The sequence below is a fragment of the Rhizobium sp. 10N427 genome (assembly GCF_056394605.1).
Genome location: NZ_JBFTID010000005.1, coordinates 106,498 through 121,351, shown reverse-complemented (window position 1 = coordinate 121,351; position 14,854 = coordinate 106,498). Strand labels below are relative to the sequence as shown.

Genomic DNA, 14,854 nt, shown 5'->3' with positions numbered 1-14,854 from the left:
TTTCGAAGTCTACCACCTTGCCGTTTGCGCGGATGGACTGCGCGGCGGAACGGATCGGGCGGATGGGGCTTGGGGGCAAAGCTGCACAAGGCGCGTCATGCGCCTGGACGAACGGGCAATTCGTCACTTCCTGATTAGTAGGGTCGCATTAAAACACACTTAAAATTTAGCTAAAACCCTATGTTTTTATATTAGCGCCGCATGAAAGCTTCGAAGGCTTTTCTTGCCTCGTCGCTTTTCAACTGTGCGGCGAAGTGGTGTGCTTCTTCATCTATACGTGCGGTAATCTCTTCGCGCGGACCGCGGACAAGATCGCGGGCGATCTTCAGCGCCTTGGCGGGCTTGGCCGCAAGCTTGGCGGCCGTTGACAGCGTCAGATGCTCCACCTCGCCTGGAGCGCAAACCTTCCAGATCAATCCGGCATCGCGTGCCTCGGCAGCCGTGAAAGCTTCGCCTGCGGCCAGCAGCGCGAAGGCGCGCTGGTGGCCCATGATGCGTGGCGCGAGCAGGCTGGAGGCGGCTTCCGGCACCAGCGCCAGATCGACGAAGGGGGTGCGGAACTGGCTGCGGAGGGAGGCGATGGTCAGATCGCAATGCATGTGCATGGTGGTGCCGATGCCGATCGCCAGGCCGTCGACGCCCGAGATCAGCGGCTTCTGCGCATTGACCAGAGCATAGAGGAAATCGAGAAGCTCGTGGCCGAGGCTGCCGCCCATCGCGGCGGCCAGGAAATCGGCGATGTCGTTGCCCGCCGAAAACGCGCCTTCGGTGCCGAGGAAGGCGGTGGCACGGATCGCCTCGTCGGTATCGGCGGCCTTCAGCGCTTCTGTCATCCGCACATACATGGCGCGGGTGATGGCGTTCTTCTTGTCCGGCCGGTTGAAGCGGATGATCTGGACACCCGGATGCCCGGCGGATTGCTCGACGATGATATGGTCGGTCATGGGATCCTCAGGCCAGGATGGCGCGGGCTGCGGCAAGGCTCGCGGCACCATTGACGGTGCGGTCCTTCAGGGCAGCGGTTTCGGACAGCAGGTTTTCGGCGGCAAAGCGGCAGAGCGCGATGCGGCCGTCTTCAGCGCCGTCGCCTGTCTTGGCGAGGCCGCCCTTGGCGAGATAGGCGCTGGTCAGCACCAGGCCGAACAGACGCTGATAGGGTGTGGCGCCCGAGAGTGCTTCGGCGATCTTGCCATCGGCCTGGGCTTTCATCAGCCACTCCGTTGCCTCGGTCAGATCGGCGATGGCGGTGTCGAGGCGGGCTGCGGTTTCGCCGAAGGCAGAGAGGTTTGAACCGCGTACCGCTTCGGCGATGGCACCGAGCTCGGCGATGAAGCCCTTCACATGCTCGCCATTCGAGAGCGGCAGCTTGCGCGTCACGAGGTCGATCGCCTGGATGCCGTTGGTGCCTTCATAGATCGGGGCGATGCGGGCATCGCGCAGGAAGCGGGCGGCACCGGTTTCCTCGATGAAGCCCATGCCGCCATGCACCTGGATGCCGAGCGAGGCGACGTCAACGCCTGCGTCGGTCGAGAAGGACTTGGCGATCGGGGTCAGGAGAGCGGCGCGCTCTTGCCAGTGCTTCGTATCGCTGCCTGCGTGATGCGACATGTCGATCGCATGGGCGCAGGCGTAGGAGATGGCGCGCGAGCCCTGGGTGAGCGCTTTCATCGTCAGCAGCATCCTGATGACATCGGGGTGCTCGATGATCGGGCTCATGCCGGAGCCGGTCCAGCCGGGCGCCTTGCCCTGGGTACGCTCCTTGGCGAACGCGATCGCCTTCTGGGTGGCGGCTTCGGCGATCGCCACGCCCTGCATGCCGACCGTCAGGCGGGCGTTGTTCATCATCGTGAACATGCAGTTGAGGCCCTTGTTCTCCTCGCCGATCAGCCAGCCGATCGCGCCCTTCTCACCCCCGAACTTGCCGTCGCCATAGATCATCGTGCAGGTCGGCGAGCCGTGGATGCCCATCTTGTGCTCGAGCGAATGGACGAAGACGTCGTTGCGGGCGCCGAGCGAGCCGTCGGCATTGACGAGGAATTTCGGCACCAGGAACAGCGAGATGCCGCGCGTTCCGGCAGGCGCATCCGGCAGGCGGGCGAGGACGAGGTGGATGATATTATCGGTAGCGTCGTGTTCGCCCCAGGTGATGAAGATCTTCTGGCCGAAGATGCGGTAGGTGCCATCGTCACGGCGCTCGGCGCGGCTCTTGAGCGCGCCGACATCGGAGCCTGCCTGCGGCTCGGTGAGGTTCATCGTGCCGGTCCACTCGCCGGAGACGAGTTTCGGCAGATAGGTCTGTTGCAGGTTTTCGGAGCCGTGGGCCAGAAGTGCTTCCACGGCGCCCATGGTCAGCGTCGGGCAGAGCGCGAAGGCGGTGGCGCCGGAATTCCACATTTCGAGAGCGGCGACATTGAGAAGAACAGGGAGCCCCTGCCCGCCGAATTCTTCCGGGCCGGTCAGGCCGTTCCAGCCGCCGGCGATCCAGTCCTGATAGAGCTTCGCCCAGCCATCCGGCGTCTTGACCGCGCCATCGATCAGTCGGGCGCCCTGCGTATCGCCGATCTCCCCGAGCGGCGCGACCTCATCAGTGGCGAAGCGACCGGCTTCCGTCAGGATCGCATCGACGAGATCTTCGCCGAGATCGCCGAACAGGCCCTTGTCCAACGCGTCCTTCAGGCCGGCGACATGCTTCAGCGTGAAAGCGATCTCTTCGACGGGCGCCTTGTACATGGTGTCTCCTCGCATATCCGGCCAGTGATCGGTACCGGCCATCCTCCAGCCTCAGGGCTAATTGATTTTTACGTAAACGTCAATTTCGATTTTGAAGCGTGTCAGGGCTGCGCCACGTTGTCTCGCCTCTTGCTTATTCGCAGCGTTGTGCAAACAAACGTCATGGAGAATCTCTAGAGCGGAATGCCAAAAAGAGAATGACGGCTTTGCGAAGGACCGGTGACTGATGGATACACTGCCTGCCAATATCCCCGGCCTCATCTGGGCATACCGTTTCCCGGCAGGTTCGAAGACCGCGATCCGGCTCGATAACAGCGCGATGGCGGCGGAGCTGACGGCCGGAGACGGTTTCTACTGGCTGCATCTGAACCTGGCCGATGCGCGCGTCCCGGCGCTACTGGACACGCTTGAAGGCCTGACCGAGGATGCCAAGTCGGCGCTGACGACGCGCGACACCCATGCGGCGCTCACTGTCGACGAGCAGATGCTCTACGGCACGCTCATCGACTGCCAGCGCGAATTCGACCAGGATACCGCCGATCTCGGCTGGCTGCATTTTGCGATCTCCGGCCGCTTCATCGTCACCACCCGGCTGCAGCCGCTGCGCAGCGCCGACCGGGCGCGCATCATGATCGAAAAGAACCCGGCAAAGTTCGAACGGCCGGTCGATATCTTCGAGCTGCTTGTGATCGAATTCCAGCGCACGCTGATCTCCGTCGTCATGGAACTGACGGAAGAGCTGAACCTGATCGAAGACTTTGTCTACGACAACACGCCGCGCGACGAGCGGCGGCGGCTGGCGCCGGTGCGCCGCACGGTCGTGCGCCTCCACCGCCACCTCAGAAACGTGCTGGCGCTGATGCGCCGGGCTTCGGCATCCGACGAGGACGAGATGCCCTTCGGTTTCGACGACATCGCGGGGCGGCTGACCAGCCGGCTGGAGACAGTCGATCACGACATCTACGCGCTGCAGGAACGCGCCCGGCTGCTGCACGAAGAAATCGACTCGAAGCTGTCGTCGGAGACCAACCGGCACCTCTACATCCTGTCGATCATGACCGCCTTCCTGCTGCCGCCGACGCTGGTCACAGGCTTCTTCGGCATGAACACCGCTAATCTGCCCTTCGCCCAGGGGTCGGGCGGGACGGAATATGCGGTGGCGCTGATCCTCGCCTCGATCGTATTTGCCTGGTGGCTGCTGAAACGCGTCAACATTCTCTGACAGCAAAAAGCCCGGCATTTCTGCCGGGCCTCGATCATCTTGATGCGCTTTGCATCAGTAGGGCGAGTAGCACTGCTGGCGCGGGCCGTTATACGGCTGGAAGGTGTTGTCGTAGACACGATACGAGCGGTAGCGGTTCTCGCACCACGACACATGGGCGGCCGTCAGGCGCGGTGCGGCGTAGCGGGGGGGCGGCGCATAGTAGCGCGGCTGCGAAGCGATGGCACCACCGATGATCGCACCGGCACCGAAGGCAGCCAACGGATACCAGTAGCCGTTATAGTGGCGGTAGCCGTTGCGGTAATACGGATAGCCACGATAGCCGCCATACCAGCCGGGGCCCCGGCGCGGATAATAGCGGCGATACTGGACGTCCTGAATGCTGGAAGCCTGTTCCTGCTGCTGAATGACCTTCGGCGCTGCTGCCAGCGGCATGGCCTCAGACGGCAGGAAGCTCGTCAGGACAACAGCGGCGGACAGCACAGCGGCCGAAATCTTCTTACTGAGACCAATCATTGTCGTTCTCCATCCCAAGAGCGGAATTTGCCTGTCAGCAAACGCGCAGGGACGGAAAAGGTTCCCGGCACCGTTTTCTTCAAGCACGGGTTGAAGTTACGAAAGCGCCGATGAACCGGAGATTAACCGGCTCATCGGCGCTGGCAAGATCACGCAAATGTCAGGCGACGACTGAGAGCTTCGCCTGATCGCCCTGCAGGCGATTGACCATGAAGTTCGAGTACCATTCGAGGAACTGCATGACGCCGCCCTCGTGCAGCATCGAATAGGGACCGGGCTCATAGGCCGGCGAGTGAATGCCGAAAGCGTTTTCTTCGACGATGCGGCGGTCCTGGTCGTTGGTCTCGGTCCAGACATGCGTCAGTTCTTCGAGATCGTAATCGACGCCTTCGACGGCATCCTTGTGAACGATCCACTTGGTCGTAACCGCTGTCTCGTTGGCGCTGAGCGGGATCACGCGGAAGGAGATCGCGTGGTCGCCGAGCAGGTGGTTCCAGGTCGTCGGATAATGGAAAAGCAGCATCGTGCCGATACGGTCGATGGTGACGTCCTCGGACAGCTTGCGCTTGACCGCCGGGCGGCCCGACATGGTGTAGCTTTCGGCGTCCTCGATCAGTGGCATGCGCGCGGTACGGAACTGGCCGTCAGGCGAGATCTGGAACTTGCTCGGCAGGCCGGCGGCCTCGCAGCGAGCCCAGTGGCCGGCGATCTCAGGATCATCGGCGCCGCCATCGGTACCGGTGACGCTCGGCGCTTCCGGATAGGTGCGGCAGAGTTCCGGGTGGTTTGCGGCGCAGTGATAGCACTCGCGATTGTTTTCCCAGACGAGCTTCCAGTTGCCCTTCTCGATGATGGTGCTCTGGAAGGCGATCTTACCTTCGGCCAAACGATGCGGCAGCATGTAAGGCGTCACCATGTCGCGAACTGGCTGGAAGTCCGGCGCCTTGTCGGCGAGGCAGATGAAGATATAGCCGCCGAAGCTTTCGCAATGGATCGGTTTCAGGCTGAAACCGCTCTTGTCGAAATCGTCGCCCATGTGGCGGGCGAAGGCGAGCTTGCCATCGAGATCGTAGGCCCACTGGTGATAGGGACAGACGAGGCGGACCGACGAGCCATGCTCCTTGGTGCAGACGCGCGAGCCGCGGTGGCGGCAGGAATTGTGGAAGGCGCGGATGACATTGTCGCGGCCGCGGACGATGACGACGGGATACTGGCCGATCTGCACCGTGAAATAGGCGCCGGGCTTCGGCAGCTCGCAATCATGGCCCATGAAGAGCCAGTCGCGGTAATAGATCATTTCCATATCGAGCTTGAAATAATCCTCGTCGATATAGAAAGGCTGCTCAAGGCTGAAGCCTTCGCGCCGGTTTTTGAGCTGCCGCAAAACGTTGCTTCGAATGTCCATTTGCATATCCTCGTGCAATCGGCTCAGCCATCAAAGGCATGGCTTTTGGAAGCGATCGCTTCCCTCCCTTCCGGGAGCATTGGTCATGGGGGCATTTAAGCACCGGGCATCCCCGGTTCTTGGTTGTAAAGCGACATCGGCTTCGAAATTGACGACAGGATGACGAGCGGCTGCGAAAATCGGAGCCCCGATGGATTTTCCACTCTTTTCATTCGATTGCGACATCACAAGAAGAACTGCCGCCGCCCGCTTTCCGCTTTCCCAAAGGCAATATTATCCCAGATACGACACGATGGCACTGCAAGTTTTCGGGGGTCGATGCCATTGGCGGCCTTAAGGGCGCATTAAGCATGAACTCCTATTCTTGCGGCAGAGACAAACGCGGGAATGCGGATCATGGCGAAACTTCGCTATTTCGACGCCAAGGACGAAACCAGACCGGAGGAGGCCCCTGCGGCGCCCCATTCCGAGTTTCTGCGGACGGGAAAGATCACCCGTGACCGCGCTCACTGGCTGGCGGAAGAGCGCCGCTACCTGACGCATGACGAAGTTGCCGAGAAGACAGGCCGCAAGCTGCAATCGGCCGGAAACCAGGCACATCAGCAGATCAACGGCTTTCATCGGGCTATCCAGTTCCCCAAGATGGTATTTCACCGGACGCTCAGCGACAGCCCGCATCTCGGCTACTGTCATGTGACGGCCTCGCGCACCAAGTTTGCGCGCTACGAGGAAGTCAGCTGGGCTTTCTATATCGCCAATTTCTATGCCGATATCGGCGACAACGACAACTTCTTCCACAAGATCAACATGCAGTATTCGCGCATGTATTTCGCCGTGGCGATCAAGCCCGGCGAGCATACGGCCGAGAAGATGACGATCGACCGGTCGGTGCGCGGCAACGGCGTGCTCTTCCGCACCGACGATCCGCAGGCGGCGATCCGCAACGTGCTGCTGCTAGGCGCGCGCAACGAACAGCTCCGGGAAATCATTCGCCAGCTCTGATATTGATCGCAGGCGCTCAAGAGCATAAGGGACTGCCTGAGATTATAGGCAGTTCATGGCACGTATCATCGACATTACCGCAAGCCGCGAAGAAGCGCTCAGCGCAGCCTCTGCCGTGCTTGGCGAAGGCTATCCGGTGGCGATCCCGACCGAGACCGTTTACGGGCTTGCGGCCGATGCCACCAACCCCGCCGCCATTGCCCGGATCTATGAGACCAAGGGCCGCCCGCAGTTCAATCCGCTGATCTGCCATATGGCCGACCTTGCGATGGCGGAGGAATATGCGGTGTTCGATCCGCTCTCGCGGCTTCTGGCGGAGGCCTTCTGGCCCGGGCCGCTGTCCCTGGTGCTGCCGCTGAAAGAGCAGAGCGGCATTCATGCCCTGGCAACCGCCGGGCTCGACACCGTCGGGATCCGGATTCCGAAGGGTTTTGCCGGCGAGCTGATCCGCACCTTCGGAAGGCCGCTTGCCGCCCCCAGCGCCAATACATCCGGCAAGATCAGCGCCACCAGCGCAGACCACGTTGCCGATGATCTCGGCGGCAAGATCCGTTTGATCCTCGACGCGGGATCAAGTGACGTCGGCGTCGAGTCGACGATCGTCAAGGTCGAGAACGGCGAGATAACACTCCTGAGGCCCGGCGGGCTGGCAGCCGCGGACATCGAGCGCGTTGCGGGCAAGCGCCTGCGCCGCAGGAAGAAGGCCTCGGCAGCCATCGAAGCGCCGGGCATGCTTGCCTCGCATTATGCGCCGGGTGCCGCCGTGCGGCTCGATGCCGATACCGTCCTGCCTGGCGAGGCAGTAATCCTGTTCGGGCGAGCTGAAATCCGCGGCATTGCAGATGCCGCGATCCAGCTGAACCTCAGCCCGGCAGGCGACCTTGCCGAGGCAGCCACCAACCTGTTTGACTACATGAAGAAAGCCGATGCCAGCGGCGCGGCGACGATCGCGTTTTCACCAATCCCCGATGAGGGACTTGGCGAGGCGATCAACGACCGCTTGAGGCGCGCTGCCGCACCGCGCGAATAAAAAGGACCGAGCCCCGATGAGCGTATCCCCGGAACTTCTCGACCGCTTCACCGCCATCGTCGGCGAAAAATACGCACTGCGCAGCGAGGCCGAACTTGCACCGCACCTGGTCGAGAACCGCGGCCTCTATCACGGCTCCTCCCCTCTCCTCCTGAAGCCTGCCAATGCCGGTGAAGTCTCAGCGATCCTGAAGCTTGCCACCGAGACCGGCACCGCAGTCGTGCCGCAGACAGGCAATACCGGGCTGGTCGGCGGGCAGACGCCACGCGAAGGCAAGTCGGACATCATCATCTCGCTGGAGCGCATGAACAAGATTCGCGATGTGGATTCGGTCGCCAACGTTTTGGTTGCTGACGGCGGCGCCATTCTGGCCGAAGTGCAGAAGGCGGCCGAGGCGCATGGACGGCTGTTTCCGCTGTCGCTCGGCTCCGAGGGCTCCTGCCGTATCGGCGGCAACCTGTCGACCAATGCCGGCGGCACGGCGGTGCTGGCCTATGGCAATATGCGCCAGCTCTGCCTCGGCCTCGAGGTGGTGCTGCCGACCGGTGAAATCTGGGACGGACTGCGGCGGCTGAAGAAGGACAATACCGGATACGACCTGCGCGACCTCTTCATCGGCGCCGAAGGAACCCTCGGGATCATTACCGGCGCAGTGCTGAAGCTCTTCCCGCAGCCGCTCGGCAAGCAGGTGGCCTTTGCCGGGATCGGCAGCGTCGAGGACGCGCTGGCGCTCTTCAATCTCGCAGGCAGCCTTTGCGGCACCTCGCTGACCGGTTTCGAGCTGATGCCGCGCTTCGGTGTCGAGATCACCAGCAAGCATATCGACGGCGTGCGCGATCCGTTGGAAAGCCCGCACCCCTGGTATGTGCTGATCGACATCTCGACCTCGGATTCGGCAGAAACCGCCGAGCGGATGATGAACGCGCTTCTGGAAAAAGGTTTTGAGGAAGGCCTGGTACAGGATGCGGCGATCGCCTCATCGGTTGCTCAGCAGCAGGCGCTTTGGCACATGCGCGAAAGCATGTCGGAGGCGCAGAAGCCCGAGGGCGGTTCGATCAAGCACGATGTCTCGGTGCCGGTTTCGCGGATCCCGCATTTCATGGCGGAAGCGGCCGAGGCCGTGATGGCGGCGATGCCCGGCGCGCGCATCTGCGCCTTCGGCCACATGGGCGACGGCAACATCCACTACAACATCTCGCAGCCCATCGGCGCCGACAAGAACGCCTTCATCGCCCGATGGCATGAAATGAACGTGATCGTGCATGGCATCGTGCGCGCCCATGGCGGCTCGATCTCGGCCGAGCATGGTATCGGTCAGCTGAAGCGCGACGAGTTGGCCGCGATCCGCTCCGAGATCGAGATGGATCTGATGCGCCGCATCAAGCGCGCCTTCGACCCCGCCGGCATCATGAACCCCGGCAAGGTCGTCAACCTCGATTAGCCGAGTACGCCGGCCGCCTTGGTCGTTCCGCCATTCGTCAGGATCTGCAGGGCGGGCGCCTGGGTCGTGCTGTTCTGGATATCGTACATCGCCGTGAAGCGCTTCACCAGCTTGTCGACCTTCTTGGGATCGCCGAGATCCTTCAGATCCATGAACTTCTGCAGCATCGCCACCTGCTTGTCGACATCCATGCTGGAAACCTGGCTCGGCAGGTTGAAGGCCGTCTGGACGACCTGGAACAGCGCCTTGTCGCCAAGGATCGTGTAGAGCGACGTAATGTTCGGCGCCTGGCGGGTGAAGTAGAGCGCAAGACGGGTGCCGTCGTTGTTCTGCCCCTGCTGCGTTTCCAGCGTCTGCGCCAGATAGCCCTGCTGCGTACGGTCGAGCGCACCCTGGTCCTGGACCGCGCCGAGCTTGGAGCGCGTCAGATTGCCGTCCTTGTCGAAGTTGAAGTCGGCGACGATGTCCTTGAACTTGGTATCGGCCTTGGTGTTCAGATAGCTCTTCGGATCGGCGGGATCAGAGGTGAAGATCTTCTTCAGCGTATCCTTCTTGTAGTCCTTCGGGTCGAGACCGACGGACTTGAGGATGAAGTCGGTGAGCTTGCTGTTGCCCAGCAAGTCGTCCAGCGACTTCACATCGTCCATGCCCTTGGCGAACGCATCGACGTCCTTTGCCGCATCCTTCGATGCCTTGTCCTTGGCCGGGCCGTCAGCCATGAACATCAGCAGGTGCGACTTGTAATTGGTAGCGTATTTCGCCATCGACGCGTCGGAGAGCGGCGCCAGATGCTGACCGATTTTGCCATCGCTGCCGAAGTTGAAGGCGCGGGCGAAATTGGTGATGCGCTCATCCTTCAAGGAAGCGACATAGCCCTTCGGATCGTAGGCATCGCTCGTCAGCACCTTGCGGGCCATCGACTTCGGGAGGTCCGCTTCCGTCAAGCCAAAGGCCTGCAGCGCGACATGATACATGTCGGGAAGGTCGTCGTTTCTCTTGCTGAAGTCGATCTGCTTGTTGTCGCGCAGGAAGTCGTTGATATTCTTGACGTCCGAGAACGTTCCTGTGCCGACGCTCGAGGTGATGAGGTTCTTGTAGTTTGTGGTGATGTCATCCATGAAGTCGTTGGCTTCATCGTCGTAGCGCTTCATGTACTGCGTCGAGGTCTGCGTGGTAGCTGCAGCGCTCTGGGCACCATCGGGCGACGTGACCGTCCCATCCGTATTGAAGTTAAAGGCGTCGTGAAGCTCTGTGAGGCCAAGCTGGCCGGCGAGGCCCGAATTGACCAACACCTGGCGCAGGCCGGTATTATCAAGCCCGTCGACAAGACCGCTACCATAGCCATGCCTGCCAAGGCTGTAGGCGGCCTTGATGTAAGACGTCATGCGGTCGTCGGCCATCAACTGATCGACGTTGGTGATCGTCTTGATCGTCTTTTCGAAGTAGGACTTGTTGAAGGCCGCCGCCGCTGGCGTGACGTAATAGACGTCGTCAGGTTCGCCTGGTGCGTCGTCGTAGTCCACGACCTTCTGCAGAGAGTTCAGTGTGTACTTCTCGAGGATGCCGTTCTTCTGATCGGTCGTCTGCGCTGCGCCGACCGTCGAACCATCGGCATTGAAATTGAAAGCCGAGGGCGCATCGGGCGCGCCGACCGAGGCCGCGTAAGCAGGGTCGGTCAGCAGCTTCGTGACATTCTCGTCGGTCATCGACATCGGCACGCCGAAGGCGACCTTGACATAGGAGGACAAGCCGGGATCGGCGACGATATCGTCGGCACCGGTCACGGTTTCCATGATCCGCTTGTAGTAAGCCGTCGACTGATCGAAGCGGGTAGCGGCGGTCACCGTCTGCGCAGCGGTCTGCGCGCTGCCGTTGACACTGCCATCGGCATTGAAGCTGAAGGCCGAGTTGAGGGTCGTGTAGCCCTTGGCCGCGGCTTCCGTCGGATCGGTCAGATAAGTCTTCAGGTCGGCATCCGAAACGGTGCTGCCGACATTGTAGACCGCGCGGACGAAATTGTTGAGCTTCTGGTCCGACAGCAACTGATCGACATTGGCAATGCTGCCGATCGCCGACTGGAAATAATCCTTGCCGTTGGCATTGGCGCGGCTGACCAGATCGGTCTGCTGCGTGGCAGTCTGCGGCGGCTGCGGCGTCGCACCGGTCGTGCCGTCGGCCGCGAAATTGAAATAGCTGGCCATATCCTGATACTTGGCGTTGGCCTGCGTATTGACGAAGCTGTTCGGATCGCTGACGTCGCTCGTCAGAACATTCTTCAGGAAGCTGTTCGACACATAGGTACCGTCGATGCCGAAGGTCTTGAACACGAAGTCCTTGAGACGCGGATCGCCGACCAGATCATCGACACTCGTCACATCGCGCATCGCCGATTTGAAATACGCAGACTCGGTCGCAGCGTCCTTGCCGCTATCCTGATACGACTGCGTGTAGAGGCCGATCATATCGTCCTCCTGAGAGGAGGTCTGGGCCTGTGGCGCTGCCGTGTGAAAATTAAAGGCGGCGGCGAATGTCTTGTAACGGGAATCAGCCAGCTTGTTGGCGAAGCTGTTGGCGTCGGTCAGATCGCTCTCCAAAACCTTCTTCATGAAGGCCTTGGCATAGGTCATGTCGCTGAGACCGTAGGCGTCCATGGCATAGCTATAGAGCTTATAGTTGCCGAGAAAATCGTCTACGTCTTTGACCTTGTTGATGTTCGCCGCATAGTAATCGGCATTGCTCTTGACGGTCGACTGGGATGCGACGCGATCGAGGCTCGTCTTCATATCTTTCGACAATATCGCGTAAGCAACGGAAGATGAAATCATCGAGAGCGCCCTTTTCGGGAAAATACCTAAAAGAATAACGGGATATCCTGTCTCGATTTTGCCACTTAAAGCTTACTTGAGGCTTACCGGCGCGGGTGCGGTTATGGCACATGCTCTTATGAGACAACGTTCACATTCCAGAAACCCTGCCACATTCGATTTTGATAACCATCAGGAAAGGCAGCGTTTTCTTAACCGCAAATTTTAAGCGGTCCGGAAGAGGCCGCGCCTATTGTCGAGCCATAGAGGGCGAAAAAGCCCCGAGGAGAAGACCGGAAACCGGCTCTCAGGTAAGACAAGGGTAGAAATGAACATGAACAACACCGTTATGAAGCCCGCATGGGCCGGTACGACACTGCGCCTCGATCCGTCGCGCTTTCCCCAGCAGGTCAGCTATGCCATCCATGACGCCTCCGGTGACGTCAACATAACGATCGACGAACGTGGCGCGATCCTGCGCAAGGTTCTCCCCTCCAGCGGCCTGCCGCTCTCTATCGCCCTGCCGAAGCGCGCCTTCAAGGGTGTTGCAGCCCGGGCGATCGACCATGGTGACGGCGAAGTGACCGTGACCCTGGAACTCCACCACGAAGATCCCGATCTCTGTGTTCCCCTGCTGGTCGCCCATGACCTCGGCGACATCGCCGCCGACTGGCGCGGCTGGTCGGAAGCCTTCCGCATTCCGATGCTGATGGTCGAGGCCGATGGCGTTGCCCGCCCGCTGGAAGAACATCTCGGCGATCTGCGCACCAGCCACATGAAGCCGCGCCGCCGCCACTCCTATTTCGCCAACCGCCGCCCCCGCTTCCTGGTGCGCCGCACCACCGGCAAGCTTGGCGTTTCGATGAAGATCGAAGGCAAGGAAATCATCGCCCGCAACTGATCACGGCGAGAAAGCTCCAACAGAAAACCCGGCCTTGCGCCGGGTTTTCTGTTTTGATCAGGGCAGCGTCAGAAGCAACGAGACAAATAGACCGGCAAAGATGATCACGCCGACCCGGTTGTTCGACTTGAAGAGATAGAGGCACTGGTCGCCATCGTTGATATCGAGCTTGACGATCTGCCAGGCAAACATGCCCGCAGCGATCGCGAGGCCAAGATAGGCAACAGGCCCGACGCCTGCCAGCCAGAAGGCAAGCAGCATCAGCGCCAGCGTCGCCCCGTAAAGGCCGATCAGCCACTGGCGGGTGCGGTCGCCAAAGAGACGCGCGGTGGAGCGGACGCCGATCAGCTCGTCGTCTTCCTTGTCCTGATGCGCATAGATCGTGTCGTAACCGATCGTCCAGACGACGGAGGCGATATAGAGCGAGACGGCGGCAAGCGACAGCGTGCCGAAAGTTCCGGCCCAGCCCATCAGTGCGCCCCAGGAGAATGCCAGGCCGAGGAAGAATTGCGGCCAGTCGGTGAAGCGTTTGGCGAAGGGGTAGAGCGCCACGATGGCAAGCGACAGGATGCCGAGGATGACGGCAAACCAGTTGAATTGCAGCAGCACCAGCAGGCCAACAAGCGCCTGAAGAACGATGAAGATTTTCGTCTGTGTGCGGGTGACGCGGCCCGATGGCAGCGGACGCGAGCGCGTGCGGGCCACCTCCATGTCGATCTTGTGGTCGACGAGATCATTGTAAGCGCAGCCCGCGCCGCGCATGGCGACGGCCCCGATGAAATAGAGGATCAGATGATAGACCGTGCGCCCGCCGGAAAAACTGCCGGCGGCAGCGGCTGCATTGGCGGCAAGCGCCACCGACCAGAAGCACGGCCACATCAGCAACTGCCAGCCGATCGGCCGGTCCCAGCGCGCCAGCTGCGCATAGGGCCACAGCCAGGGTGGCAGTATCCGGTAAACCCAATTGTCCGAAGGCGCGTCGGCGACTCGCCCGTTCAGTCCGTCGATCTTTTGCATGGGGGCATCTAGCGACGGTCGGAGCGGTGGGTCAAGCGGGCATGGTGGCAGACCGTCCCGCGTTCGGCTGGCCAGCAAGATAGACGTGCGCGAGAACAATGGCAGAATAACTCACGCTTACCGCCTGAGCGAAGGCGGCAACAGCGGACACCAGAAGCGTTAGCGCATAGGCGCTATTGCCAGAGATCAGCGACGGTGACTTTTCAAGCTCTGAAGCACCAATGACAAGAAGGAGAGTGAGAAGAAGCGGCAGGAAGATTGCCGCGATCAATCGGCCGAATGTTGGAAGAAATTGCGACACGCCCCGGCGAAAGGCGCTGGCAAGCGAGGTTCCAATACCGGCGATGCCGGACGCAGGCCATGTGCCCAAGAGCGCCATAAGCAAAGCATACGCAACGAAAACGATGCACATAAAGGCGAGCAGACTGATGGGAAGCAGATCATCGCCCGGAGTTAAGGGGAATAGCACAAAGACGGGCAGGCAGACGATGACCGCACTCAAAATCAGCGCGATGGTCTTCAGGAAATACGGCAACGTCTTTCCAAAACCCATGCGTTTTCCGACGTCATTGAACGTAGTTGAATAAATGATCGCGCCCTGAACGCACATAGCGACATACGACCAGACAAAGAAAGTCGCGCCGCCCGAGCTTCGCCTTCCGGAGAAGTCGTCCAATACGCCAAGTCCGACAAGACAACCCACCACAACCGCATACATCGTCCAGTTCTTGCGGATAACACTAAAAGTCTCGCTCAGCATTCTGCCCTCCCCTGCAGCCAATACAA

General features: G+C 60.8%; 12 protein-coding genes. 5 read left to right on the top strand and 7 right to left on the bottom strand.

The features are described from left to right. Positions 1 to 191 precede the first annotated feature (191 nt). The gene (locus tag AC1DIJ_RS12645) at positions 192 to 944 is read right to left on the bottom strand and encodes a crotonase/enoyl-CoA hydratase family protein (RefSeq protein ID WP_112386485.1); all 753 of its coding nucleotides are present in this window, start codon (positions 942 to 944) and stop codon (positions 192 to 194) included. Positions 945 to 951: 7 nt separating this feature from the next. Next, entirely contained in the window at positions 952 to 2,730 is a 1,779-nt protein-coding gene (locus tag AC1DIJ_RS12640; protein ID WP_112386486.1) for an acyl-CoA dehydrogenase family protein, read from the bottom strand. Between the two features lie 226 nt (positions 2,731 to 2,956). Between AC1DIJ_RS12640 and AC1DIJ_RS12635 the strand changes: the two genes are divergently transcribed. Further along, entirely contained in the window at positions 2,957 to 3,952 is a 996-nt protein-coding gene (locus AC1DIJ_RS12635; protein WP_112386487.1) for a transporter, read from the top strand. A 54-nt stretch (positions 3,953 to 4,006) separates the two neighbouring features. Here AC1DIJ_RS12635 and AC1DIJ_RS12630 read toward each other — a convergent pair whose 3' ends face one another. Continuing rightward, entirely contained in the window at positions 4,007 to 4,468 is a 462-nt protein-coding gene (locus tag AC1DIJ_RS12630) for a BA14K family protein (RefSeq protein ID WP_112386488.1), read from the bottom strand. 160 nt (positions 4,469 to 4,628) lie between these two features. Continuing rightward, positions 4,629 to 5,873: an aromatic ring-hydroxylating oxygenase subunit alpha gene (locus tag AC1DIJ_RS12625; protein WP_112386489.1), complete on the bottom strand. Its 1,245-nt coding sequence runs from the start codon at positions 5,871 to 5,873 to the stop codon at positions 4,629 to 4,631. A gap of 396 nt (positions 5,874 to 6,269) precedes the next feature. Between AC1DIJ_RS12625 and AC1DIJ_RS12620 the strand changes: the two genes are divergently transcribed. The 3 genes from AC1DIJ_RS12620 to AC1DIJ_RS12610 are packed head-to-tail and all read left to right on the top strand — an operon-like array spanning position 6,270 to position 9,346. Beyond that, positions 6,270 to 6,875, top strand: a complete 606-nt coding sequence (locus AC1DIJ_RS12620; protein ID WP_112386519.1) for a DUF6656 family protein — start codon at positions 6,270 to 6,272, stop codon at positions 6,873 to 6,875. Between the two features lie 55 nt (positions 6,876 to 6,930). Beyond that, positions 6,931 to 7,905 (top strand): L-threonylcarbamoyladenylate synthase, encoded by a 975-nt coding sequence (locus AC1DIJ_RS12615; RefSeq protein ID WP_112386490.1) that lies wholly within the window; start codon positions 6,931 to 6,933, stop codon positions 7,903 to 7,905. 16 nt (positions 7,906 to 7,921) lie between these two features. After that, positions 7,922 to 9,346 (top strand): FAD-binding oxidoreductase, encoded by a 1,425-nt coding sequence (locus AC1DIJ_RS12610; protein ID WP_112386491.1) that lies wholly within the window; start codon positions 7,922 to 7,924, stop codon positions 9,344 to 9,346. Here the strand turns inward: AC1DIJ_RS12610 and AC1DIJ_RS12605 are convergent. After that, complete coding sequence (locus AC1DIJ_RS12605) at positions 9,343 to 12,171, bottom strand: DUF1217 domain-containing protein (protein ID WP_112386492.1); 2,829 nt, start codon at positions 12,169 to 12,171, stop codon at positions 9,343 to 9,345. The two genes, AC1DIJ_RS12610 and AC1DIJ_RS12605, sit on opposite strands and share 4 nt — an antisense overlap. Before the next feature lie 313 nt (positions 12,172 to 12,484). On the opposite strand from AC1DIJ_RS12605, the gene AC1DIJ_RS12600 reads away from it, so the two are divergent. Next, positions 12,485 to 13,051, top strand: a complete 567-nt coding sequence (locus AC1DIJ_RS12600; protein WP_112386520.1) for a DUF6101 family protein — start codon at positions 12,485 to 12,487, stop codon at positions 13,049 to 13,051. Between the two features lie 57 nt (positions 13,052 to 13,108). Here the strand turns inward: AC1DIJ_RS12600 and ubiA are convergent, their stop codons facing one another. Both ubiA and AC1DIJ_RS12590 read right to left on the bottom strand, forming a co-directional pair. After that, entirely contained in the window at positions 13,109 to 14,068 is a 960-nt protein-coding gene (gene ubiA / locus AC1DIJ_RS12595; RefSeq protein ID WP_112386493.1) for a 4-hydroxybenzoate octaprenyltransferase, read from the bottom strand. 31 nt (positions 14,069 to 14,099) lie between these two features. Continuing rightward, on the bottom strand, positions 14,100 to 14,828 hold the full coding sequence (locus AC1DIJ_RS12590) for a hypothetical protein (protein ID WP_112386494.1): 729 nt from the start codon (positions 14,826 to 14,828) through the stop codon (positions 14,100 to 14,102). Positions 14,829 to 14,854: the final 26 nt, after the last annotated feature.

What these genes read in the sequence shown, in the direction of transcription:
- ubiA (WP_112386493.1), bottom strand. Translation starts at nt 14,068, where the DNA reads ATGCAAAAGATCGACGGACTGAACGGGCGAGTCGCCGACGCGCCTTCG.
- AC1DIJ_RS12615 (WP_112386490.1), top strand. Translation starts at nt 6,931, where the DNA reads ATGGCACGTATCATCGACATTACCGCAAGCCGCGAAGAAGCGCTCAGC.
- AC1DIJ_RS12625 (WP_112386489.1), bottom strand. Translation starts at nt 5,873, where the DNA reads ATGGACATTCGAAGCAACGTTTTGCGGCAGCTCAAAAACCGGCGCGAA.
- AC1DIJ_RS12590 (WP_112386494.1), bottom strand. Translation starts at nt 14,828, where the DNA reads ATGCTGAGCGAGACTTTTAGTGTTATCCGCAAGAACTGGACGATGTAT.
- AC1DIJ_RS12610 (WP_112386491.1), top strand. Translation starts at nt 7,922, where the DNA reads ATGAGCGTATCCCCGGAACTTCTCGACCGCTTCACCGCCATCGTCGGC.
- AC1DIJ_RS12645 (WP_112386485.1), bottom strand. Translation starts at nt 944, where the DNA reads ATGACCGACCATATCATCGTCGAGCAATCCGCCGGGCATCCGGGTGTC.
- AC1DIJ_RS12600 (WP_112386520.1), top strand. Translation starts at nt 12,485, where the DNA reads ATGAACAACACCGTTATGAAGCCCGCATGGGCCGGTACGACACTGCGC.
- AC1DIJ_RS12635 (WP_112386487.1), top strand. Translation starts at nt 2,957, where the DNA reads ATGGATACACTGCCTGCCAATATCCCCGGCCTCATCTGGGCATACCGT.
- AC1DIJ_RS12605 (WP_112386492.1), bottom strand. Translation starts at nt 12,171, where the DNA reads ATGATTTCATCTTCCGTTGCTTACGCGATATTGTCGAAAGATATGAAG.
- AC1DIJ_RS12620 (WP_112386519.1), top strand. Translation starts at nt 6,270, where the DNA reads ATGGCGAAACTTCGCTATTTCGACGCCAAGGACGAAACCAGACCGGAG.
- AC1DIJ_RS12640 (WP_112386486.1), bottom strand. Translation starts at nt 2,730, where the DNA reads ATGTACAAGGCGCCCGTCGAAGAGATCGCTTTCACGCTGAAGCATGTC.
- AC1DIJ_RS12630 (WP_112386488.1), bottom strand. Translation starts at nt 4,468, where the DNA reads ATGATTGGTCTCAGTAAGAAGATTTCGGCCGCTGTGCTGTCCGCCGCT.